We start from the raw sequence: 22,615 nt of genomic DNA on the forward strand, positions 1-22,615 counted from the left end.
TCAGGAAATTGCACTAAAAGCTTCTCAGATAACGTAGCCCTTAGCCCTTCACCTTTTATCATCACAATCCGCCTTCTAACACTCATAGCGATAGTATTCGTTTGAAATTCAACGTTAAAAATCGGCTGAAAAAATGTGATATTTTTGTTAAAAATTAGTCTTTTAGAATCAAAACATACTCTCTCTGTCTATCATTATGAGGCGTGGACAAGGTGGTATAAAAATCTAGCTCAAGATTTAAGCATTTTTTGCTCGCTCCTACTTACTATGTCCGTCAGTGATTATCCTATAGATTCAGCCAGTAGTTCAATTTAAATACAAGCGACCGCTGCTTAGGCATAAAGTCCCCAGGAAAGTAATTATCTGTATAAACTATAAACATATCCGAAACCGTAGCATAACGCCACTGCAGTCGGGTATTGATATTCAAGTTGTCAATCTGGTTATTATACTGGATGAAAGTGGTCCAAAACAACTTCTTAGAAACTGTCAGATCAATTCTCGGACCTACTAATAGCAAATTAGCATCTGCTTGTGGCTCTGGAAGTCTGATTTGGTTGTAGCTGAAATTCATAGATATATTAGCAATATACCCTAGTCTAAGAGCCATTTCACTTTGGATTTTACGGATATTACCTGTGAAGTATTGACCGAATTCACTCGTCAAGGTGATATTAAAAAGCTTTCTGGGATTACTCTTCAATTCAACTCCGATTGTGTTTGTATTATAATCCGTCCCTGTTGGCAATGGTTCTGCACCCGTTCGTGTAGGATCGAATTCCTTAAATAGATAAATGTACCGATTGCGCTGTGTGATCGTTATTTGGGCTAAGTTTTGGAAGCGTACTTCGTAAATAAGTTTTAAATCACGATCCGTCGTTCCTAAATTTTCATTGAACAACTGTTCATAATCAATCTTTGGCCCATGACGATTGATGATTCGGGACTTTGGAAAAAAGACATATGCTAAATCTGGATTAAATCGTTTGTAACCTACTCTAGGAGCAAAGCCTACTAGAGGATTATAGTTTTCACCTATGTCCAGATAACTCACAGACCCATTCCAGTGCAAATCATTATATCGAACAAAAGCATTGAAGGTTCCTGGATTTTCTCCTACCTCTTTCTCGAAGGTTCGATGGTAAAAAGCCTTACCTGTCCACTTATTATCTTCTGAAGCTAAATTATACTCCAAGCCTACTAGGCGATTGTATGCATTAGGATCAAAAACACTTTGGTATTCATCCAGCGCAAATGATTCTCTATCCACGAAAATGAACCCAATATTCGAACGTGAAAAGATCTTCTTTTGAACTGCCAACACAGAAAAATTCTTTCCCGAAATACCTGCTTCATCGTCACTTGCTGTTTGCATATTCATCATGCCCACTCGCCAATCATCAGTAATTTTACCGCTGATCCTTGCACCATAGATGATCTTATTCTGAATATTTTGGCCTGTATTTTCGTCACGGTCAACTCCTATTCTTCTAGAGAAAAATGGTCTAGCAAGCGGATGTCCAAAATTTGCAAAGAGATCACCATTCTCTAAAAAAAATTGACGTCTCTCAGGAAAAAAAATCTCAAATCGATCCAAGTTAGTGACTTGCTCGTCCACTTCCACTTGTGAAAAATCAGGGTTAAATGTCAAGTCAAGGTTTAACGCTGGTCCAATACCTACCTTAGCATCTCCACCAATCGATGGAGTCGGTTTTTCTTTTGTTCCCTCTAGGTAATTCCTCGACATTCTCGAAGCCACATAGGGAATAAGAGAAATATTGGCATCATTCTTCTCCAATGGTTCCTCAAAAATCAATTTCCGGCTAAATGCTAGTGAGAGTAGGGAAAATTGACGCGGGATAGGTGACCATGTACTTTTTTCACCTTCATGGCTATCGATTCTGTAAAAATTCAAATTCCAATTTTGGCCACCATCCTGAAATCGTAAGGTAGATAGTGGAATGATAGCCTCAATTTGCCAGCGATCTTCGTAGATAACAGCCTCCGCAAACCACTTATTATCCCAAGCCAAACTTAAATCTTCTGATTTAGCACCTCCATTGGAAACCAACCCCTCTCGTTGTACTCCATAGGGATTTACACCAAACTGAAACGCATTTGTCTTATCATTAAATGTGTCAAACATGAATGTAATCCCATCATTTGCTTCACCACGATAGTCTCTTCTAAGAGAAGTAGAGACATATTTCCGTGGTCCCACATTTTGCATTACTGCAGCGATGTATAGATTTTCATCATCATAAGCGATTTTAAAACGCGTGCTCGCCGTTGCCTGTGATGTGTCAGAAGGAAAATTTTGGGTAAAATTCTCACTCCATCCTTCAGAATCCCAGATTTCCTCATCCAATACCCCATCTAGGACAATAGGATCCTTTACTTTAAAAGCAAATGCATTTGGCGCGGATTGAGACTGGGAAAATCCCTGAACACAAAATAATAGAATTAACGTAATAAGCAGAAGATACTTTGGCATAGGTAGAGGACTTCCAACAAAAATATCAGTAGCACCTCCAATTTCAGCATATATTATACTAATGGTTAAAAAATAAGGGAATTCTATTTTTTATACCCTGATTATTTCCCAAAGACAGTGAGAATCAGGCTTCTATTTCCTGCATTTCTACGAAATTCACACAGATAAATTCCCTGCCAAATTCCCATGTTGAGTTTTCCACCAGAAATAGGGATTTGAAGACTTGTGTCAAAAAAACTGGCTTTAATGTGTGCAGGCATATCATCCGGACCTTCGTAAGTGTGGATAAACCGTGGATAAGATTCTGGAATTAACTCATTTACGAATGTTTGGAAGTCCTTTCTGACAGTAGGATCCGCATTTTCATTGATAGTCAACGCCGCAGAAGTATGTTGGATAAAGACCTGCAAAAAACCCATTTCAATCTGTGCTATTTCAGGTATGGCATCCTCTATTTCCTCGGTGATCAAATGATATCCTGCTGGAAAAGATTGCAAGCGAAGTTTGTGTTGGAAAAATTGAGTCATTCACAAAAATAGGATTCGCCCAATGAGTACAAAACTCTCCTTGAAACTATTGCTTATCAAAATACAACTTGGCACCGTCACAAGCGTCCCAAGTCCCTGTAAGCTGCCCCTTGCTATTTAAGAAATATTGCTCCTGATCAGTGCTACAACTGTGAATGAGCTGTGTATTTGCACTTTCGTATTGAAAAATAAACTTCCTCAATCCGTCTTCGAATCGCTCTTCATAAGTTCCACTGATCGATTGTTTTCCAATAGATTTTCTAAAAGTACCATCAGATGAAAGAGAATAAACATAGGCAGAATCTCTAATGGAAATATAGCTCGGACTGGATACTCCTCCTTCTTGATAGCCAGCAATTACCCACTTCTGATTACCTGAAACTGGTTCAGGGTAATCATCAAAATCGCATGAAAATGCAAAAACAGCTAAGAGTAGGAATAAAATAAGTTGCTTCATTGAATCAAATGGTTGCTATACTTCTGGATAGTCTTCCAAATTCAATTACTCTGCCAATTTTCTGAAGGGAAAAAACTGTTTTCTATTTTTTACTTCTTTTTGCCAAAGGATTGTATTCCAATGCCTTTTCTATCCAAAATTCCCAATCTTCATCCATATCAAATCCCTCTGGATCTACATAGACAAATCCCTTCATAGGCCTACCCGTAAATTCCATCGTTCGACAACCTGCCCGTTTCATACACATATCTTGGGCGAATTCCCCCACTCTCACCATCATTCGATCTTCACCAGAAGTCTTATCTCTGTTCAGGCCTATGCACATTTTATCATCTACCATGAACAGCATTCCTCCCATCATTTTTTTGGCAGTAAAAGCAACACCTCTACGCTTAAAACTTGAAGCTAATCGTTCAGCTAAATACTCATCAAAAGCCATAATTCCGTTTTATGTATTTCTTTACTATTAGAAGAAAATAGCCGGTCAAATTGCTGTCAATTCAATCGTTGACGCCTCGTCGATTTCCAATCTGTAAATCAAAGAATTTATTGCTGCCGTATATTCTAATTCTCAGTTAAAATAAGACTCATCCTCACTTTTCATTCGAAAAGTATAGCGTAATGCCATCGCATGGGTCACTTCCGCCAACTAATAGATTATCCATATTTAAATGGAGATGTTCAAGATTTGGATAGCAGCTATATCTTAACAAATCATCTAGAAAGGTCAGCGTGTAACTCGTCCCTTTTGTATTCGTTCCATGAATCAAGTCCTCTAGTTGAAATGTGCCTGAAGTGGTTTCATTCCCAACAGTTTTGAGGAAAGTCCCATCTTTCTTAAACACATAAAAATAACTAGAATCACTGATTGCCTGAAAGCCCGAGTCCCCACCTAAGCCATAACTACTTTTTCCCACCAACTTCCAAATCTGAGGAAATTTCTTTTCCAAATTTTTCTCAGTCCGACAGGATATTGAAAAAAAGGCAATGACTAAAATGCATATAAGGAATTTCATAGCATGCTTTTAAACTAGTAAGGAATCATGTTGATACTGGAACGCATTTGCAAATGGCTACAGATCAGATCTTCTCAATGAAATTTTCCAACACACCAATCTCGTCAATTCCTATTCTCACACGATCTCCCGCTTCTAGCGTAAAATCATCTGGAACAATACCTGTTCCTGTCATCAAAAAGCAACCAATTGGGAAGGTATCTGCGCGGAAAAGCCATCCAGCCAGTTCCTGTGGCTTACGCTTCAGTTGGGTTAAAGCAGTCTCGCCAGCAAAAGCCAAAACTCCAGCTCTGAAGATCTCCAACCTGATCGTCGCTGTCTCTTCAATGGCTTTATCCGTTATGAAAAGACAAGGACCAATCGCCGCACAACCTGCATAAACCTTCGCCTGTGGCAAATAGAGCGGGTTTTCACCTTCAATACTTCTGCTACTCATGTCATTTCCGCAGGTATACCCTTGTATTTTCCCAGAAGGAGAAATCACCAAAGTCAACTCTGGCTCTGGCACATCCCAGGTAGAATCCTTACGGATATTCACTGCAGTTCCAGGCGCAGAAACTCGGCTAGCGGTGGCTTTGAAAAATAGCTCAGGACGATCAGCATTATAAACCTTATCGTAGAAATCTGCTCCACCGGCATCTTGGGATTCTTCCATTCTGGCAGTTCGGCTACGGTAGTAAGTCACCCCAGCCGCCCAGATTTCTTGATTTCCCATAGGGGATAAAATGCCTTTTGCTAGCAAATCCTCAGCTTCTTCAGCGGAAATCGCTTTCCAAGACTTGGACTGTGAGTTTAGATAATCTTTAAGATTTTCATGCGCCAGCAAAGCATCCCAGTCTAATTCAGGACCAAAAAAAGCTTGATTCTCTTGCTGCAAAAGTGTGCCCGAAGGCAGTTTGTAAATTTTCATAGGTTATAGGGTTTGATTAGAAATTTAGGAAAAAGATTTGAGAGATAGGTAAAAGTTAAAGGAGGAAAGATGCATGGTGAACAGACTTTTGAAGAATTGACAATATTAATTTTCTAATCGGCAGATTTGCGAAGCAACTTTTCCCCATTACCTTTGCTCATAGATCATAGGGGGTGCCTTAATAAAACGGGCTGAGATCATACCCATACGACCTGATCCGGATAATGCCGGCGAAGGGAAATGAACAAGCGTAGCAACAAACAAAATCAAACAACCGAAGCGGTACCCTTCTGGATTTTAGATTTTGTCCATGCTAACGGGTAAACAATTACGGGGAGCTTCCCTAAAGCTTTCTCATGTTTCACTCAATCTCCCGCAAGGGAATATTACACATGAAAAAAGTATTTCTTGGCTTGGCTTTTTGCCTAGTCGCCATTTCAAGCTGGGCTCAGCAGAGCCTTAGCGGAAAAGTGCTGGATTCTAAATCCGGCGAAGCTTTAGTAGGTGCCTCAGTGTGGGCAGAAAATCAGGGAAAAGGTGGCGTCACAGACGAGAATGGCCTTTTCACCATTAACAAATTACAATCGGGCACCGTGGAACTTCGGGTTTCATACATCGGATACAGCACGGTAAAGCAAACTTTGGAAGTGCCATATTCCGGTGAACTGACGATAAAACTCCATGCTACTGAACTGATGACGGAGGAATTCATCGTATCAGCAACTCGTGCTTCTCAGAGTACTCCGACTACATTTCAAGAGATAAGCAAAGAAGAGCTTGCCAAGAGAAATCTCGGTCAGGATATTCCTCTGCTCTTGAATTTCACTCCTTCGGTAGTGACCTTTTCAGACGCTGGTGCTGGAATCGGCTATACTGGGATGCGAATCAGAGGTTCAGATCAAAGCAGAATCAATGTGACTGTGAATGGTATTCCGATGAATGATGCCGAGTCTCATGGCGTTTATTGGGTAAATATGCCTGACTTCGCCTCTTCTGTGGATAATCTTCAGATTCAGCGTGGGGTGGGAACCTCCACCAACGGTGCGGCGACTTTTGGTGCTAGTTTGAACTTCCAAACTGATACTAGAAACGACGATGCGTATGCGCAAATTGATAACTCCGTTGGATCTTTTAATTCACTTAAGCATACGATCAAAGTTGGGTCAGGACTCTTAAACAACCGATTTGCTGTAGATGCAAGGCTTTCAAAAATCACATCCGATGGCTATGTGGATAGAGCTAGCTCAGACCTGAGCTCATATTTTGTCTCAGCGGGTTATTTCGGAGAAAATCATGTATTGAAACTGAATGTCTTTTCCGGAAAAGAAAAAACTTACCAAAGCTGGTATGGACTATCTGAGTCTAAGCTAAAAGACGATCGCAAATTCAATTATTACACCTACGACAACGAAACAGATAACTATCAGCAGGATCATTATCAATTGATCTATGCAGGCAAAATTGGCAGTAACTGGAAAACAAATGCTGCACTCCACTATACTTACGGACGTGGATATTACGAGCAGTATAGAGAAGATGATGCCTTTGCCAACTACCGTCTTCCTAATGTGACTATTGGAGAATCAATCATAACCAACACGGACATCATCAGAAGACTTTGGCTGGATAATGACTTTTACGGTGGAGTTGCTTCCTTCAATTATATCTCAGATGATGGACGTTGGGATGCGGTACTTGGCGGTGGTGCAAATCGCTATGACGGAAGACATTTCGGAGAGATCGTCTGGGCGAGAATAGCCGGGGACACCGAAATCCGTGATAAATATTACAACAATAGCGCAGTGAAGGATGACCGAAATGTCTATTTGAAAGCTACACGGGAACTTACCACCGGATTAAGTCTGTATGGAGATCTGCAACTACGGGTGATAGATTATTCATTTGAAGGGCTAAATGACGATGGGCGAATCGTAGATGGAGAGGAAAAATATACCTTCTTCAATCCAAAATTTGGTGTTAGCTATGAGAATTCAGGCCGGACTTGGTATGCTAGCTACGCTGTAGCCAATAGAGAACCAAAAAGATCTGATTTCACGGATAACCAGATCACGGAAATTCCAAAACCTGAGCGATTGAACAACATCGAAGCAGGTCTACGTGCCAGAAGCGGAAGTTTCACCTACAATGCAAATTTCTACCTCATGGACTACAAAGATCAGCTGATCCCAACAGGGCAGATCAACAATGTAGGAGCTTACATCCGTGAAAACGTAGCAAATTCATATCGTGCAGGAATAGAGTTGGATGCAACTTATCAGGTATCGAAATCATGGATTTTAGGAGCAAACATTGCGCTTAGCCAAAATAGAATCAAGGAATTCACCGAATACGTGGATGATTACAGCACTGCCGAATTCACACAGGAAGCTTTCACTTATACTGACACCGATATTGCTCTTTCCCCAAATGCTGTAGCATCTGCTATGATCGAGTTTAAGCCAGTAAAGAATCTTTCGCTGAACTGGCTGAGTAAGTATGTAGGCAAGCAATACTTGGACAATACCAGCAGCGATGCAAGATCCCTCGATGCTTTCTTGACCAATGATATCCGTATCAGCTACTCCGTTCAGCCACGCTTTTTCAAAAGCTTGGAGCTAAACCTTCTGGTGAACAATATCTTCAATGAGATGTATGAGCCAAATGGCTATACGTTCAGCTACTTCGTTCCTGGCGAAAGTCAAAAAGAATTAGTGACGGAGAATTACTATTATCCAATGGCTGGAACTAACTTTATGCTAGGTTTGAGCTTGAAATTCTAAGGGTCTTTATTAAGAAAAGCACTGGTTTTCCCATAATCGATTGAGGAAAATCAGTGCTTTTTTTACGTCATTTCAGTGTTGAGAGGTGAGACAGAAGCTTTTTGGTTTATAATTTTGAGTCTATTTTTTCAAATTCCCCAACCTCTCGTTTATTTCCTCCAAAGCCAGAACTGCATCTTTTTCTCTAGTGAAATCAAGCGCTAAAAACTTGGTTCCATTGGCAATCAATACACATTTATAGATGGTGACTTCGCGCGAAAGGGTAGGGCTAATTCCATTTGGTGTATTTGTACTTCGATAACTGTGAAGAATTAATTCAACACGTTCGATCTTCGGAAGCTTTTGCCATTCTCCTATCCTGAACCAGAGAATGCTCTGGTATTCTTTGAATTCATTTCTTCGAAAATCAATCAGAGTTCCTGAGTAAATAGAGACTATTAGCATTCCAATCACCAAAGCTCCGCCGCCAACGATCCAAATCTTTTGCGAATCTGTATTCACTTCAATAAACAATGGAACAAGTAACACAATAAGACCAGCTGCTAGAAGAATTAGCCCTAACAAGCTCGATCCATTGATTCCTGAACTTAGATTTTTGTGATTGAATTGATCCAATTGAATAAGTTTAATTGATACCTCAATAAAATAAAGAATCTCTCAATTACACACTATTTCTACCCTAAGTTGAATTTCTCTATCCACGAGCGTGCGATCCACCCAACTTCCACTATAGGCAATATCCCAATCGAAGCGGTCGATTTCGATTGTTGTGACAAACCGTTTTCCATGTTCTTTAGCGGAAAATAGAATTCGTAATTCCTTTAATCGTCAGTTCTCCGCTTATTAGTAATTCTCCGTGTTCATTCCTTTTGATTTGAACAATTCTGAATGTTGAAAAAGGATACGTATCCACATCAAAAAAATCAGCGCTTTTGAGGTGATTGGTGAGATTTCGGATGGGAATCGGGTCTGAGGCAGGAATATCTGTTACCTTGATACTCTTCATATCCACTATGATTTCTCCTCCAGTCAATTGCCCATTTGTCTTCAATAAATAACCTGAGCGTATCTCCATTTCGCCTTCATGCTTTCCCAAGCCCATCATCTTAGTACCTTTCCAATAAATCTTCGATTCATTAAGATCAATTTCAATTGAATCAGCCTCCACATTAGAAATTGGAGCAAATATGTATTCCAAAGATTTAGAATCTGATCTTTCCGCACAGCTAAGCAACACTAGCCCACAGATGAAACCTAGCAGCTCATTCATAATCCGGGATATTTTTACCTAAAATAAGATCGCGGCGAATGGTCCATATCCCATTCCCTAGAATAGGATTGGTGATTCCAGATCCACCGCGATTTGGCAAATTCTTTCGCTTTTCTTGTGACAGAAGTGGATCATCTACAAACACAAATTCATCCAAATAGTAAGCTGTTTTCCCCTGTTCCTTCACAGTAATGTGAATATGTTCTGGCTCATCTCTAGTAGGGTACGCACCTGGCCGAAAAGTGTAAAAAGAATAATTTCCCTCCTTACCTGTCTTTACCCAACCACGAATAATCCCGTGCCTTTTCGCCCAGCCCGTTTCATCTCCTTTGGTCTCGTATATTCCTATCCGATTAGTTTGGTAGATGTAAATGATTACATCGGAAACGGGAGTTTCACCATCTTCTTGAAATACTTTGCCGGAGATTTTTAGTTTGGGTTCATTCTCTTCAAAACCTGGAAGTGTATCGATAGCTGACAACTTCTTCTCGCCAAACTCAACTATTGCTTCACAGCCTTCACACGTCCCACCGACGATTTGATCGGGTTTAGAGTCCAAAGACTGGCCAGTACACGAGCTGAAAACATTTATCATCGTGCAGAGCATTATAAACTTATAGTTCTTCATTTCACAGTTTTCTCAAAAGCTGCTAAGAAGTCTTATCATCTAAAAATTGAATAGGCTAAGCTGTGGGAAATCTACCTCAAGACGATGGGGAACTCGAAAGCTTTTGCTTGAAGTTATCCACATAATTGCGGCTTAGACGAAGCTCCTTCTCGTCGGAAAGTAATACATCATAATCCCCATTCAGCCTGGATTTGTAGGAAACTACCTTACTGATATTGACAATCGTAGATTTATGAATCTGTACAAATTGCTCTGGGTTCAATTTTTCTAAAATTGATTTGAGCGTAGTAGAATGTAGGTGTTTCTTTCGGCCTGAATGAATTTCGATATAGGGAGAGGCGGCACAGATGTATATAATATCACTGCATTTGATTGCAATCTTCGTCCTGCCGGAACCCACGAGCAATTGCTCTAAAAATTTAGCTTTTTCAATTTTATCAGGCTTCTTTTTCCTCATCAATACCAATGCAATCACTGAGTAAATCAGCAGATATTTATACAAATCTTCTAAAACTGTAAATCTAAGATTGCGGGCGAACCTAAAGGTATCCTCATAAAAACTCGCAGAAATCAAATGCACCAAGCCAGCAAAAAGTAGCATGTGGATAACAGTTGCTACAAGAACAAAAAGTATTCTCTGCACAAAAAGATTGGGAAGCTTTTCATTTATCGAGCCCTTCTGAAAAAACCAATTCAACAGAAATGCGACAGGCAGAATCAGTATCCAAAATGTATTGAAAAGGAAGGATTCCGACGCGTAAAAGGGATACTCATTCGATCTGGAATGCAGATAATCCTGAAAAATCGTCACCAACAATACCAGAACCAAGACAACGAGATACTTCAGCGTTGCCTTGATCCTTGGTTTCTTTTGTTGATGCTTTGCATTCATTTTCTCTATGATTTTGAAGTGAGCAGTGCAAATAGCTTTTCATTCACGTAGTAATTCCCAGTGCTATAGTTTCTATACATATCAAAGCACATATGTAAAGATTTCTCAATTTTCTTTACATAGGGTTAGAAAAAATGTAGGGGGGAATAAATATTCGCCCAAAATATTCAATTCATAAAAGGGCGAAAGATTTTTCACCCCAACAACAATTGATCAATCCGGAAAAACGCTCTTATCCATTCCTGGTACAATTCGAAGCGCATTCTTGTAATACAATTTTTTCAAAACCTCGTCAGAAAGACCCAAGCCGTACATTGACCAGTAAGCATGGTACTTTTTGTAGTAAGGGAAATACTCATCCTCGGTTTCCAATACTCGGAAGTAGGTGTAATACTCCTCTTTGTTGTAAGCATCCTTTCCAAACAGCACACGATCCTGATACTTTTCAAAAAACGCCTTAGCTCGTCGCGGCTGACGACCAAATTCTGCTATCACAGCACCGATTCCAAAATTCACGTTTGGATACTTCTCCAAGTGAGCACTTGCCGCATCTAGATCATTCGCCATCCAGCCCATATGCGCATTAATAAATGTAGTCTCTGGATGCTTAGCAAAGACATCGTGTTGCTCCGCCATAATCTGCTCAAAAGGTGCTGGGTCATCCGCTCCTCGCTGTCGGTTTGGATGAGTTTTTAGCTCTAACCAACGCTCATTATTTGCATCCATCGGCTGCCAAAACTGGGCAGGGTCAGCAGAGTGAATAATCACTGGAATTCCCAATTCACCCGCTTTCGCCCAGACAGCATCCAAATCAGGATGATTAACAGGCACCCGATTTCCTTTATTGTCCTGGACAGAAAAACCCAAACTTTTATAAATCTTCAATCCACTGGCTCCGGCGGCTACATCTTCTTCAAGTTCTTTTACGGCTATCCTAGCCCAATTTTCATCACCAAAACCTGCAAAATTCAGATTTGTAAATACCATAAACCTCCCTGGAGCATGGGTATTAAATTCCTTCAGCATATCCTTGATGTATTGCTGCTGGGAATTGCTATCTCCACGCCCAAATCCTCTTCCGCTAAGGTTCACCAACACACCCATGTTGATCTCGTCCATTTCAGAGATCAACTCATCTATCCTCTGCTTATTGACTCCCCCTTGATGGCTATGAATATCTACGAAAGGAAACTTCGCCCGCTGTACTGGATGTTCTGGTACTTTCAATGTCGACGGTGGATTATATTCCTCAAAACTCATTTCCTGGGCAAAAGCAATATTTCCGACTATGAAAAATGTAAAAGCAATAAATAATTTGGTAGAGTGATTCATATGCTAATTAAATGAAAAGGTATGGCTTGCTTACGCAAAATTTTAGAGAAAAGTTAAAGCACAAAAAAATCCCGAGTAAAACCCGGGATTCAAATTTGTTTAACGAGCTGTTCCTCCATTGATCACTTGACCAAAGAAGATCGCATTCATATAGAGTTTATTTGTACCGAACCAAAAAGCTCGGAAGTTCATATTATCTGCAAAGGCAACGATACGGCCTCTTCCTACTCCAGAAATCTGAATTACAGATCCATTCTGAATTCCCGCAAGATTAGAAGCATGAAGATATCCTGATGCTAAAGGCTTATCGGTATAGACTAGTGGATTTGCATACGGATTTTCTGATGGCTCCATAAACAAGTTATCATTTCTAAATGTGTGAATATCTGAATTGATGTAACCGTAGCCGATTGGATGAGTCAGATCTAAGGTTGCATTGAAGATAGCACCACCAGTCACTTTGGCACCTCTAGCATTATCATAGTCTGCATAGCTTTTTTGCAGTCCTGCTTCTGGAGCACCACTTTCACGGAATTTGAAGTTTCCTACTTCATTCTGAGAAAGGAATTGAATCGCTCCACCTTTCGCAAGTAGTGTTCCTCCACCTGAAATCCATGATTTGAGTGTAGCTGCACCTGATTTTCCAAGACTACTATATCTACCATCTGGCATTAGAATCACGTTGTATCTATCAAGCGTACTACCGCCGATCCTATCCATTGGAAGCAAAGTAATAGGCATCTCATAGCGCTGATCGAGTAAGTGCCAAATCTCCCCAGCCTCATAACTATCTACTCCACCTTCTACTAAAAGTGCTATCTCTGGCTTATCCAACGTAACAATACTTGGTGAACCCACATTCATCCCAGCAGTATAACCTGTCGTCAAACCATAGATATCTACCGTGGACTCTTTGGCAATTTCGGATAGCTTAGTATAAAAAGCCTGATCATCTAGGCCTGTTTCTCCTTTGCCAATAAGCAAAGTACCACGTCCAAACTTTTTACTATCTGCAGTAGTGAATTCTCCAGTAGCTACTCTTACCTGAAACCCAGCATTCATCAATTTGTATGCGGCTTTCGGAGCATAATAATCCGTCCATTCCATTGCATACTGGTAAGCTCCTGCATTCCCTATTACTTTTCCTGGAGCCAAAGCGATAGAACTTTTAGTGATTTCATTTACACTTGCAAGATTCAAAATCTGACTATTCAATGCCATGTAGTCCAAGTTGAAAGCCATCGGGTACGTCCAGGCTGAAATGTCATAGAACAAGCTGTCTTTAAATGTATTTCTTGTTTCAAACATCGCCTTGATTAGTCTGTACTGAGGTTGATCTGCCGGTACTATGTAGGAATTTTCCTTCTGAAATTCTTTTCCGTTCACGGAGATATCATCATTCAGACTAAAAACTTTGATGTCATGCTGCAGGATCAAATCTGCTAAATGATAGCTACGTGCATCGTCGTCCCTACTTCCAAAAATGTAGGCTTTGTTCACATCAGAGTCTACTTCCTTTTGAATATCCTTGTAGAAATCCTTCATGAATTGATTCAACTCCTGACGCATTTCCTTAGCAGCTTGAAAGGAGGAAAGATTAGCGGTGAATTGATTTCTAATGGTAAAAGGAAAGCTGAGCATTCCGTTCACACTTTCTTGCAGGTGACCTCTAGAGCTAGCTTGCTCAAATAAAATTCCAATAGAGCCCTGAACATCTGGATAGGTGGAGCCTTTTCCATAATAGTAATCATCGTAGCTCTCCTGATTGAAATAAAGTGAACCAATTTGATCTAGAGCTTTTGCATGATATTTTCCGATTTTCTCAGTCAACTCAAAGTTTTTGGCAGGAGTAAGCGGGTGCATACGCGCCGGAACTCCTGGCTGGAAGAAAAATGTGCTGTTGGTTCCCATCTCATGAAAATCCAGATGAATGTTTGGAAGCCATTCTTGAAACACACGCACTCTATTTCTAGACTCAGGATGTTGTACTGGAAGCCAATCTCTATTCAAATCAAACCAATAGTGATTCGTTCTTCCACGTGGCCAGGCTTCGTTAAATTCTGCATTGTTCGGATCACCGTTCATGTTGTACGACTTATGGGTATTTACCCAAGAAGCGAAGCGATTGAGTCCATCAGGATTAATCGCTGGATCAAGTAGTAAGACCATATTGTCTAAATCTCCTGCGATTTCCTTTGCTGCCGCAAAATGGTAGGCTGCCAAAAGAGAAGCATTCGCTCCACTAGGCTCATTTCCATGAACCGAATAGCCCATAAACATCACAATCGGCATTTTTGAAATATCCACCGATGCTCCAGCGTCTCTTAGTTTTTTCCGATCTGCCTTGATCTGATCGATCTTGGCAAGATTAGCCGGGGAAGTAATCGTCAAAAGAACCTGAGGTCTTTTCTCGTAAGTTCTGCCAGTTTCTTCGAAAGTCACACGATCTGAAGCATCAGCTACCGCCTTCATATACATCACTAATTGGTCATGACTCACATGCCATTCACCCACTTCATAACCCAAAACTTCCTTTGGGGTCGGGATAGATTGATCGTATGTATATCCGGTGGGCAAATAATAGCTTAGATCGACTTGAGCATAGGTAGCGAGCGCAAAAAAGGATAAAAGCAGCGAAAGCAGACTTTTTTTCATAGAGATTGGTGGTTTAACTTTTAGCTAAATTCATACTTTAGTTCCTTAAAAAAAGCTATTTTGGTTCAATGGTTAAAATAATTGAAGAAAACACATGAATTTAATAGCTCCTGGCGAAGGCCTACTGTTTTGGCAAATTTCATTCCTTTTTTGCCTTATTTATCTAGGATTTTGGGCTTATGCCCTTTTTGACGCTTTACGTTCTGAATTTAGAGCCGCTCACAGCAAGTTATTATGGGTGCTTGCTATTCTCTTTGCTCCACTCATTGGTACATTTCTTTATTTGTCTATGGCTAGAAGTATCAGAAAAGACAAACGTAATTTCAATCCCTCTTTTTCAAAAAAATAACATAACTCCTTACTAATTACTCAATGACACTTTCTTTTATTCAAAATATGGGCGGCGGCTTTATGATCATCTTTCTTCTTTTTGGAATACTCTATGCTATTCTTTGGGTTTACTGTTTGGTAGATATTCTGCGCTCGGAATTCAAAGATCCTAACATGAAAATCATCTGGATCGTAATTCTGCTATTTGCTCAAGGTATAGGCCCTTTGGTTTACTTGGCGATGGGCAAAAGCACCAAAACCACAAATTACTCTTGATATGTTCGGACTTGGGATAATAGGATTGGCTATTTACGCATTCACTATTTACGACGTGATCATGAGTAATTTTGCCAAACAAAACGATAAATTGATCTGGATTATTATTGTAGTCATGGTTCCCCTTGTCGGCGCTGTACTTTGGTTTTTGATCGGTAGGGGAAAGAGGATTTGAAGTGAAAATTTGAAGTCAAAACTCAAAAGATCAGTTGAAAGAAGCCTCTTTAGTTCATTGCCCTAAGGCCAACCAAATTCATGAGAAGTCTATTTTTATTTTATAAACAAATTCACAGTTTCAATATCCCATTTTCACTTGCAATTGCTGCATTGGCTTATTCTCAAGGGGGTAGTTTTGACATTTATTTTTTCCTTACGCTATTAACCCTCGGCTATATGCTCTCTCTGTACTTTTTTGAAGTAAGGTATTCGAATCAATACTTTTTCTATTACAATCTAGGCTTAGGAAAAGTTAAGTTATTTAGCTTTTGCTTCGGAATAAATGCAGTGATTGCTTTGCTCTATTTCCTTCTTTTTTAAATGATTATGGCGGAGCATATTTTAGAAGCTGACAGCATAATCAAGGGTTTTGGTCACAAAAATATACTTACAGATATCTATCTGAAATGCACGACAGGAGAGGTTTTGGGCATCTTAGGAAGAAACGGAACAGGCAAATCCACACTACTTCAAATTATCTTTGGATCACTAGAGACAGAGAATAAAAGTATCAGGATAGATGGCCAATTCTATGCAAAACCTTTTACTTCTCGTGATAAAATCGCCTATCTACCTCAAGGTAGTTTTCTACCAAGCAACCTCACCGTTGCTTCAGTCATTCGGACATTTCTATCGTCAGAAATCAGCAAAAAAACAGTTGCTGAGAATGCACGAATTCAACCTCTTCTTAATAAAAAAGTCCATTCATTATCTGGAGGTGAAAAGCGGTACTTTGAAGTGCTTTTGATACTCAATCTTCCAACTTTATTTGCCCTACTAGATGAACCTTTTGCACAGATAGAACCGCTCTACAGAACTGATATTAAAACCCTGATCACCTCATATAAGAAAGATAAAGGCATAATCCTTTCTGATCATGACTATGTCAATCTGATGGATGTGAGTGACAAAACGCTGCTTTTAACTGGTGGAACACTTAAACTAATAGTGGGTAGGAAACAACTAATTGACTACAATTACCTACCTCCGGAATAACATCGTGGTTGGCAAAGTCCTTTTAATTATAGATATTCTTCAAAGCCCCATTTAGCTCAGGACATTCAAAGTCAAATCCTGCTTTTTGTATTTTTTGTGAGGAAACTCGATTGCCACCAAGTACCATCGCTGCCATTTCCCCTAGGATTAATCTTAGCACAAAGCCTGGCACTCCAATTCCCAGATATGGTTTCCCTTTAGCTTTTGCAGCAGCTTGAGTCAATTGCTGATTGGTCGCAGGATTAGGCGCCACGGCATTAAAAACTCCCTGAAGTGTCGTTTTTTCCAAGGCAAAGACAAACATTCTCGCAAGATCCTCAATTGCAATCCAGCTCATCCACTGATCTCCCTTTCCCAAAGGTGCAGCTACAGGTGGCTTCATCATTTCGCCAAGCGCTCCACCATTTGCATCCAGTACTATGCCTATTCTCAGCATTACCGTGCGTAGATGTAGCTCTTCCATTTTCTTCACTTCATTTTCCCAAGCGACCACCACCTCAGCTAAAAAGTCTGATCCTGCTTTTTGAGTCTCATCCATCAGGGACGTACCGGTATTGAATCCATAGTAACCTACGGCCGAGGCAGAGATAAATGAATTCGGCTTTTCCGTAGCTTTCTCCACGGCATCAGAGAGCAGTCTGGTACTCTGAATACGTGAATCCAATATAAGTTTCTTACGCTCATCTGTCCACCGCTTCTCAGCAACTCCAGCACCTGCCAGATGAATGATAGCATCCGCCCATTCCATCGCTTCGGGATCTATAGTTTGTTCTTCTATGTCCCACAGAAAAGATTTTTGCTTTTGCTGCGATCTACTAAGCCAAGCCACTGCATATCCTTTCAGTTCCAGCAGCTGAGTGATTTTGTGGCCGATAAGACCTGAACCTCCGGAAATAAGAATATTTTTCATCTGTATATATATAGATTTTTAATGGTCAGATGGAATCTCACATCATTATAATCATCCTAGTGTGTGGTGAATATGAGATGCTCGATTTCATAATTGGGTGATTTGTATTTAGATAACCCGATAACATACAAATAAGTTGGCTTCTCTGAATGATATAAGGTTATATATGCCTCATTAAATTCAATATCTATTCCTAATTTGGCCTAACTATTTGAAAAACCTAGTTTGAACAGCGCTTCTATTTTTCGATACGTATTACTTTGGATCGTTTTAGGCCTCTTAGTTGGCTTACTTTCTGGCGCTGCATCTGCCATTTTTCTTATTACTTTGAATTGGGCTACAGATTATCGTGAGTCGCACCTTTGGATCATCGCTTTACTGCCCATTGCAGGTTTTGTGATCGGATGGAGTTACTACCGATATGGGGAAAATTCGGTGAAAGGAAACAATCTTTTGCTTGATGAACTCTACAAAACAGAAAAGCCAATTCCGCTCAGAATGACTCCATTAGTCCTCTTTGGAACGATTTTGACACATTTATTCGGTGGATCAGCAGGTCGTGAGGGTACGGCTGTGCAAATGGGCGGCTCTCTGGCAGATCAACTTACAAAATATTTTAAACTTCATTCCGAGGACCGTAGGATTATCTTAATTGCCGGAGTTGCAGGTGGATTTGCTTCTGTATTTGGAACTCCGTTGGCAGGAGCAATTTTTGCCTTAGAATGGATGCAACACCGTAAAATCAGATGGAAATCGCTGTTTCCAGCCCTTTGGACAGCTTTGGTCGCCAATTGGGTCTGTGCGTCGCTTTTTGGCGTAGGACATACGCATTATTTGGTAGATCTCGTACCTCCGCACACTTTAGTCAACCTACTTTGGATCATTCCTGCTGGAATTGCCTTTGGGTTGTCAGGGAGATTATTTGCCCAAAGCACTCATTTTTTTTCTCATCAATTTTCCAAGCACATCACTTACCCTCCACTTCGTCCGGTCATAGGCGGACTGTTGATTGCGGCATTTGTATACATTTCGGACAGTACGACTTATATAGGATTAGGCGTTCCGAGGATAGTTGAAGCATTCGAAACACCGCTTCCCTGGTACGATTGGTTGGCAAAAACAGGCCTAACCAGCTTCACGCTAGGAGCTGGATTCAAAGGAGGAGAAGTGACACCTTTATTCTTTACTGGCGCGACGCTTGGCAACGCTCTCGCTACCTGGATCCCGCTTCCGCTAGCTTTACTGGCAGGAATGGGTTTTGTAGGAGTCTTTTCTGGCGCCACCAATACTCCTATGGCTTGCACCGTGATGGGGATGGAACTGTTTGGATACGAATCTGGGATATTTTTGGGTATTGCCTGCCTGATCGCGTATCTTTTCAGCGGGAGATCAAGCATTTATTCTTCACAAAATCTGGATAAGAAATTCCACTTATATCCTGCAGAAGGGATATTTACGTTTTCGCGAAATTCATCAAAAAAGAATGATTGATATTGCTTTAAAGCCTATATCCAGCCCATGAAACTTAAGCTGAAAATCTTTACTAACCCTGATCGCAATATCCTCTTTTTGAAAAAGGTGATAAAGGTGCAGGAAAAAATAGTTCAGGTTAGTAGTATTCTCGCCTTTGGAATCTTACTTTTTCATTTGGGCTATTCTATTGATCCTCAAGATCAAGTTGCTACCTCTACTCTTTTCAACATTTCGCTAATCTTAATTGGAATAGGATACTTTGTTAAAGTACTATTAGTAGAAAAATCCATCATTCCTGCCAGAGTAATTCTCGAACTGCTACTTTCACTCATTCTAATCATAACGGCCTTGATTCGTTGGAACCTGCTGGGAGATGAAATGACCCGACTGGTTTTAGATTTCACTGCGCATTATCACCTCATAAATGGATTAGTGATCGTTCTGTTCTTTATAGAACTCAGCAAATTTAGCCTAACGGTAAATGAGCTCAAACTCAGTCCCTCACTGGTTTTTATCTTGTCTTTTGTCATACTGATCCTTGTTGGTGCAGGGTTATTAAGCCTACCTGAAGCGACAACAAGAGATATTAGTTTTATAGATGCACTTTTTACCTCCACTTCGGCCGTATGTGTCACTGGATTAATTGTGCTAGATACAGCGAAGGATTTTACCTTTTTCGGTCAGGTCGTTATTATGATTTTGTTCCAAATTGGCGGACTTGGAATCATGGTTTTCACGAGTTTCTTCGGCTTCTTCTTCAAGGGAAGTTATTCCATAGAAAACAGACTTTTCATTCGTGATTATATCAATGAAAACAATGTAAATGAGATTTATACGACCTTATTTAAGATCATCTCTTTTACCGTTTTAGTGGAAGGGATTTGTGCAGTTATGATTTATCATTTTACAGATGCCGCAGAATTCTCAGGTAAAGGAGACCAATTGTTCTTCGCTCTTTTCCATGCGATTTCAGCATTTTGTAATGCAGGATTCTCCACGCTCAGCAGTGGATTGTATCAAGAGGGTTTCCGAGAAGCTTACAATATGCATTTAGTGATTGCCTTGGCAATTGTGTTGGGAGGAATCGGCTTTCCAGTCGTTTTGAACTACTATTCCTACGTGAAGCATCTAGTAGTCGGATATTCTAAAAGCGTGTTAGGAATAGAGAAATACCGACATACCCCTCGCGTCTCGAGCGTCAATACACGATTAGTAGTTTATACTACAGGAATTCTTCTAGCTGTTGGAATGGTCGTATATGCCATATCTGAGCAAGATGCTACACTTAAAGGTCTGAGTACCTATGGCAAGTTTGTCACAACCGTTTTTGGCGCAGTGACACCACGTACTGCAGGATTCAATACCGTGGACATGCGGGAATTAGCTGTTCCCACTATATTAGTTTATCTCTTTCTAATGTGGATTGGTGCATCTCCGGGCTCTACAGGCGGGGGACTAAAGACCAGTACGTTTGCAGTGGCGATGCTCAACACATTTAGTATTGCATCGGGTAAAACCAGAGTGGAAGTCTTCAGAAGACAAATCACCAATGAAACACTAAAGAAAGCTTTTGCGGTAATTTCCCTTTCTGTGTTGGTCATGGGGCTTGGAGTCTTTTTCCTTATGGTTTTTGACCCTAAGCTTCCCATGATAGACGTGGCATTCGAGGTGTTCAGTGCCTTCTCTACAGTAGGACTTACACTGGGTATCACTCCTCAATTAAGCTTGGGTAGCAAACTTGTGCTGATGGCTATCATGCTCATCGGAAGGGTAGGAACACTAACAATACTAGTTGCTATCGTCAGAAAAATCGGTGAGCAGCGTTACAAGTACCCAGAGGAAACCGTCTTTATAACTTAATTTTAAAACGCAGGAAATGAGCATGGTTAATAAATATCAGCCGGGCTATTTCAAGTGATCATTATTAATCAGCTACATATTTATGAAATATATCATCGTAGGCATAGGCAATTTTGGGGGCTACCTGGCAAAGCGTCTAACGAATCTTGGACACGAAGTAATTGGCGTAGACACTAGCGAAAGCAGAATAGAAATGATCAAGGACAGCATCACTCATTCAATTGTAATGGATGCTACAGATCAGGCTGCGGTGAAGAACCTGCCTTTGAAGGATACCGACGTCGTGATTATCGCGATAGGTGAAGATATAGGTGCATCTATTATGAGTACTGCTATTTTCAAGCAACTTAAATCAAAACGAATTATCGCCAGAGCTATCAATGACCTCCATGAAACGGTGATCCAGGCCATAGGCGTGGATGAAATCATCCATCCCGAGGAAGAGACTGCAGATCGTCTATCAAAGCGCTTGGAGATGAAAGGCGTATTGGATTCCTTAGAGATCTCGGATGAATATAATATTGTGGAAGTGAAAGTGCCCAAACGCTATTTGGAAATGACCGTGGCTGAAGCCGACATTCGAAAAGAATACTACTTAAATATTCTGACAGTAATAAAAATAGAGCAAAAGAAGAATCTCCTAGGCATAAATACGCCACACAAAAATGTGATTGGTGTAGTTACACCAGATTACAAGTTTGCCCCTGAAGATATTTTACTGCTTTTCGGGAAAATCAAAAACATACAGGATTTCTTGCACCTAGGAGATTAGAACAGTTTTTCTCCGCAGTTTTTGCAGTAATTATCCGTCAAAGGAAGCGGACTAAATCTGCATTTTGGGCAGCTTTTATCTCCCATCGCCTTTTCATCTTTTCTCTTTTGCGAAGCCATCTCAGAAGATACAATCCCGGTAGGCACGGCAATAATCGCATAGCCAAGGAGCATGATAAGTGAAGAAAGTAACTGTCCCAAAGGAGTCACTGGGTAGATATCACCAAAACCTACCGTAGTCAGGGTCACGATAGCCCAATACATACCGATAGGAATACTGGTAAATCCATGCTCTGGACCTTCAATAATAAACATGCAAGTGCCCATTATCAATACTATAGTCACCACAAAACCTATAAATATCAAAATCTTATGAGAACTCGATCTTAAGGATTTGGTCAAATATTCTGCCTCCGACACGTAGCGCCCAAGCTTCAAGATTCGAATCACTCTCAAAAGACGTAATGCTCTCACCACTGTGAACAATTGGGAATTGAGCACAAAGAAGCTGAGGTAGGTGGGTAAAATTGCCAGCAAATCTACCATCCCAAAAAAGCTGAAAATATAGCCACTCGATTTTCTGGAAAGCCAAATCCTTAATGCATATTCTAAAGTAAAAAGGATGGTAAAAACCCACTCTAAAATGAATAGTAATTCACCGTATTGAGCTCTAATACTAGCAACTGAATCTAATATTGCAACAAAAATACTTCCGAAGATCATGGCCAAGACCACAATATCGAAGGTCTTCGACGCCCAATCGTCAGATTCAAATACTATATGAGCTAGCCGCTTTTTTGAAATTGCCATGAGGAAATTTAG

22 protein-coding genes and 1 riboswitch are annotated in these 22,615 nt (G+C 40.4%); of the genes, 8 read left to right on the plus strand and 14 right to left on the minus strand.

Annotated elements, in window-relative coordinates; all coding sequences use genetic code 11:
• Positions 1-286: 286 nt before the first annotated feature.
• From BM291_RS01115 to BM291_RS01140, 6 genes are all read right to left on the minus strand, one after another.
• A complete protein-coding gene (locus BM291_RS01115) occupies positions 287-2,494 on the minus strand; it encodes a DUF5916 domain-containing protein (protein WP_092894332.1) in 2,208 nt (735 codons plus the stop codon).
• A 101-nt stretch (positions 2,495-2,595) separates the two neighbouring features.
• Entirely contained in the window at positions 2,596-3,021 is a 426-nt protein-coding gene (locus BM291_RS01120; RefSeq protein ID WP_092894333.1) for a secondary thiamine-phosphate synthase enzyme YjbQ, read from the minus strand.
• 46 nt (positions 3,022-3,067) lie between these two features.
• Positions 3,068-3,478 carry a hypothetical protein gene (locus BM291_RS01125; protein WP_092894334.1) on the minus strand — a complete coding sequence of 137 codons (411 nt, stop codon included), beginning with the start codon at positions 3,476-3,478 and terminating at the stop codon, positions 3,068-3,070.
• 82 nt (positions 3,479-3,560) lie between these two features.
• Positions 3,561-3,917, minus strand: a complete 357-nt coding sequence (locus tag BM291_RS01130) for a TfoX/Sxy family protein (RefSeq protein ID WP_092894335.1) — start codon at positions 3,915-3,917, stop codon at positions 3,561-3,563.
• A 154-nt stretch (positions 3,918-4,071) separates the two neighbouring features.
• Positions 4,072-4,428, minus strand: coding sequence for a hypothetical protein (locus BM291_RS01135; protein ID WP_092894336.1), 357 nt, complete (start codon positions 4,426-4,428; stop codon positions 4,072-4,074).
• A 130-nt stretch (positions 4,429-4,558) separates the two neighbouring features.
• A complete protein-coding gene (locus BM291_RS01140; RefSeq protein WP_092894337.1) occupies positions 4,559-5,404 on the minus strand; it encodes a fumarylacetoacetate hydrolase family protein in 846 nt (281 codons plus the stop codon).
• 159 nt (positions 5,405-5,563) lie between these two features.
• A riboswitch (TPP riboswitch) is annotated at positions 5,564-5,660 on the plus strand.
• A gap of 136 nt (positions 5,661-5,796) precedes the next feature.
• On the opposite strand from BM291_RS01140, the gene BM291_RS01145 reads away from it, so the two are divergent.
• Positions 5,797-8,184 carry a TonB-dependent receptor gene (locus BM291_RS01145; protein ID WP_092894338.1) on the plus strand — a complete coding sequence of 796 codons (2,388 nt, stop codon included), beginning with the start codon at positions 5,797-5,799 and terminating at the stop codon, positions 8,182-8,184.
• Between the two features lie 120 nt (positions 8,185-8,304).
• Here BM291_RS01145 and BM291_RS01150 read toward each other — a convergent pair whose 3' ends face one another.
• The 6 genes from BM291_RS01150 to BM291_RS01175 form a co-directional block, all read right to left on the minus strand.
• A complete protein-coding gene (locus BM291_RS01150) occupies positions 8,305-8,799 on the minus strand; it encodes a hypothetical protein (RefSeq protein WP_092894339.1) in 495 nt (164 codons plus the stop codon).
• A 178-nt stretch (positions 8,800-8,977) separates the two neighbouring features.
• Positions 8,978-9,454: a YceI family protein gene (locus tag BM291_RS01155; protein ID WP_092894340.1), complete on the minus strand. Its 477-nt coding sequence runs from the start codon at positions 9,452-9,454 to the stop codon at positions 8,978-8,980.
• Complete coding sequence (locus BM291_RS01160; RefSeq protein ID WP_092894341.1) at positions 9,447-10,082, minus strand: dioxygenase family protein; 636 nt, start codon at positions 10,080-10,082, stop codon at positions 9,447-9,449. Before BM291_RS01160 ends, BM291_RS01155 begins: the two co-directional genes overlap by 8 nt.
• 76 nt (positions 10,083-10,158) lie before the next feature.
• Positions 10,159-10,974: a LytR/AlgR family response regulator transcription factor gene (locus BM291_RS01165; RefSeq protein WP_092894342.1), complete on the minus strand. Its 816-nt coding sequence runs from the start codon at positions 10,972-10,974 to the stop codon at positions 10,159-10,161.
• 213 nt (positions 10,975-11,187) lie between these two features.
• Positions 11,188-12,306: an amidohydrolase family protein gene (locus tag BM291_RS01170; RefSeq protein WP_092894343.1), complete on the minus strand. Its 1,119-nt coding sequence runs from the start codon at positions 12,304-12,306 to the stop codon at positions 11,188-11,190.
• Between the two features lie 99 nt (positions 12,307-12,405).
• Positions 12,406-14,961 (minus strand): M14 family zinc carboxypeptidase, encoded by a 2,556-nt coding sequence (locus BM291_RS01175; RefSeq protein WP_092894344.1) that lies wholly within the window; start codon positions 14,959-14,961, stop codon positions 12,406-12,408.
• Positions 14,962-15,055: 94 nt separating this feature from the next.
• Here BM291_RS01175 and BM291_RS01180 point away from each other — a divergent pair, with 94 nt between their 5' ends.
• From BM291_RS01180 to BM291_RS01200, 4 genes are all read left to right on the plus strand, one after another.
• Positions 15,056-15,310, plus strand: coding sequence for a PLDc N-terminal domain-containing protein (locus BM291_RS01180; protein ID WP_092894345.1), 255 nt, complete (start codon positions 15,056-15,058; stop codon positions 15,308-15,310).
• Positions 15,311-15,333: 23 nt separating this feature from the next.
• Positions 15,334-15,567: a PLDc N-terminal domain-containing protein gene (locus tag BM291_RS01185; protein ID WP_245786747.1), complete on the plus strand. Its 234-nt coding sequence runs from the start codon at positions 15,334-15,336 to the stop codon at positions 15,565-15,567.
• Position 15,568: 1 nt separating this feature from the next.
• The gene (locus BM291_RS01190; protein WP_092894346.1) at positions 15,569-15,742 is read left to right on the plus strand and encodes a PLDc N-terminal domain-containing protein; all 174 of its coding nucleotides are present in this window, start codon (positions 15,569-15,571) and stop codon (positions 15,740-15,742) included.
• A gap of 368 nt (positions 15,743-16,110) precedes the next feature.
• Complete coding sequence (locus tag BM291_RS01200; RefSeq protein ID WP_175499630.1) at positions 16,111-16,779, plus strand: ATP-binding cassette domain-containing protein; 669 nt, start codon at positions 16,111-16,113, stop codon at positions 16,777-16,779.
• A gap of 22 nt (positions 16,780-16,801) precedes the next feature.
• Here the strand turns inward: BM291_RS01200 and BM291_RS01205 are convergent, their stop codons facing one another.
• Positions 16,802-17,689, minus strand: a complete 888-nt coding sequence (locus BM291_RS01205) for a TIGR01777 family oxidoreductase (RefSeq protein ID WP_092894349.1) — start codon at positions 17,687-17,689, stop codon at positions 16,802-16,804.
• Between the two features lie 225 nt (positions 17,690-17,914).
• On the opposite strand from BM291_RS01205, the gene BM291_RS01210 reads away from it, so the two are divergent.
• From BM291_RS01210 to BM291_RS01220, 3 genes are all read left to right on the plus strand, one after another.
• Complete coding sequence (locus BM291_RS01210; protein WP_092894350.1) at positions 17,915-19,180, plus strand: voltage-gated chloride channel family protein; 1,266 nt, start codon at positions 17,915-17,917, stop codon at positions 19,178-19,180.
• 27 nt (positions 19,181-19,207) lie between these two features.
• Positions 19,208-21,022 carry a TrkH family potassium uptake protein gene (locus BM291_RS01215; protein WP_092894351.1) on the plus strand — a complete coding sequence of 605 codons (1,815 nt, stop codon included), beginning with the start codon at positions 19,208-19,210 and terminating at the stop codon, positions 21,020-21,022.
• An 82-nt stretch (positions 21,023-21,104) separates the two neighbouring features.
• A complete protein-coding gene (locus BM291_RS01220) occupies positions 21,105-21,794 on the plus strand; it encodes a potassium channel family protein (protein ID WP_092894352.1) in 690 nt (229 codons plus the stop codon).
• Here BM291_RS01220 and BM291_RS01225 read toward each other — a convergent pair.
• The gene (locus tag BM291_RS01225; RefSeq protein ID WP_092894353.1) at positions 21,791-22,603 is read right to left on the minus strand and encodes an ion transporter; all 813 of its coding nucleotides are present in this window, start codon (positions 22,601-22,603) and stop codon (positions 21,791-21,793) included. The genes BM291_RS01220 and BM291_RS01225 overlap by 4 nt on opposite strands.
• Positions 22,604-22,615 lie beyond the last annotated feature (12 nt).

Source organism: Algoriphagus aquimarinus, from assembly GCF_900112005.1.
Taxonomy (GTDB): Bacteria; Bacteroidota; Bacteroidia; order Cytophagales; family Cyclobacteriaceae; genus Algoriphagus; species Algoriphagus aquimarinus.

What these genes read in the sequence shown, in the direction of transcription:
- BM291_RS01170 (WP_092894343.1), bottom strand. Translation starts at nt 12,306, where the DNA reads ATGAATCACTCTACCAAATTATTTATTGCTTTTACATTTTTCATAGTC.
- BM291_RS01175 (WP_092894344.1), bottom strand. Translation starts at nt 14,961, where the DNA reads ATGAAAAAAAGTCTGCTTTCGCTGCTTTTATCCTTTTTTGCGCTCGCT.
- BM291_RS01225 (WP_092894353.1), bottom strand. Translation starts at nt 22,603, where the DNA reads ATGGCAATTTCAAAAAAGCGGCTAGCTCATATAGTATTTGAATCTGAC.
- BM291_RS01200 (WP_175499630.1), top strand. Translation starts at nt 16,111, where the DNA reads ATGGCGGAGCATATTTTAGAAGCTGACAGCATAATCAAGGGTTTTGGT.
- BM291_RS01115 (WP_092894332.1), bottom strand. Translation starts at nt 2,494, where the DNA reads ATGCCAAAGTATCTTCTGCTTATTACGTTAATTCTATTATTTTGTGTT.
- BM291_RS01160 (WP_092894341.1), bottom strand. Translation starts at nt 10,082, where the DNA reads ATGAAGAACTATAAGTTTATAATGCTCTGCACGATGATAAATGTTTTC.
- BM291_RS01165 (WP_092894342.1), bottom strand. Translation starts at nt 10,974, where the DNA reads ATGAATGCAAAGCATCAACAAAAGAAACCAAGGATCAAGGCAACGCTG.
- BM291_RS01140 (WP_092894337.1), bottom strand. Translation starts at nt 5,404, where the DNA reads ATGAAAATTTACAAACTGCCTTCGGGCACACTTTTGCAGCAAGAGAAT.
- BM291_RS01215 (WP_092894351.1), top strand. Translation starts at nt 19,208, where the DNA reads ATGAAACTTAAGCTGAAAATCTTTACTAACCCTGATCGCAATATCCTC.
- BM291_RS01185 (WP_245786747.1), top strand. Translation starts at nt 15,334, where the DNA reads ATGACACTTTCTTTTATTCAAAATATGGGCGGCGGCTTTATGATCATC.
- BM291_RS01130 (WP_092894335.1), bottom strand. Translation starts at nt 3,917, where the DNA reads ATGGCTTTTGATGAGTATTTAGCTGAACGATTAGCTTCAAGTTTTAAG.
- BM291_RS01155 (WP_092894340.1), bottom strand. Translation starts at nt 9,454, where the DNA reads ATGAATGAGCTGCTAGGTTTCATCTGTGGGCTAGTGTTGCTTAGCTGT.
- BM291_RS01125 (WP_092894334.1), bottom strand. Translation starts at nt 3,478, where the DNA reads ATGAAGCAACTTATTTTATTCCTACTCTTAGCTGTTTTTGCATTTTCA.
- BM291_RS01190 (WP_092894346.1), top strand. Translation starts at nt 15,569, where the DNA reads ATGTTCGGACTTGGGATAATAGGATTGGCTATTTACGCATTCACTATT.
- BM291_RS01180 (WP_092894345.1), top strand. Translation starts at nt 15,056, where the DNA reads ATGAATTTAATAGCTCCTGGCGAAGGCCTACTGTTTTGGCAAATTTCA.
- BM291_RS01120 (WP_092894333.1), bottom strand. Translation starts at nt 3,021, where the DNA reads ATGACTCAATTTTTCCAACACAAACTTCGCTTGCAATCTTTTCCAGCA.
- BM291_RS01205 (WP_092894349.1), bottom strand. Translation starts at nt 17,689, where the DNA reads ATGAAAAATATTCTTATTTCCGGAGGTTCAGGTCTTATCGGCCACAAA.
- BM291_RS01145 (WP_092894338.1), top strand. Translation starts at nt 5,797, where the DNA reads ATGAAAAAAGTATTTCTTGGCTTGGCTTTTTGCCTAGTCGCCATTTCA.
- BM291_RS01220 (WP_092894352.1), top strand. Translation starts at nt 21,105, where the DNA reads ATGAAATATATCATCGTAGGCATAGGCAATTTTGGGGGCTACCTGGCA.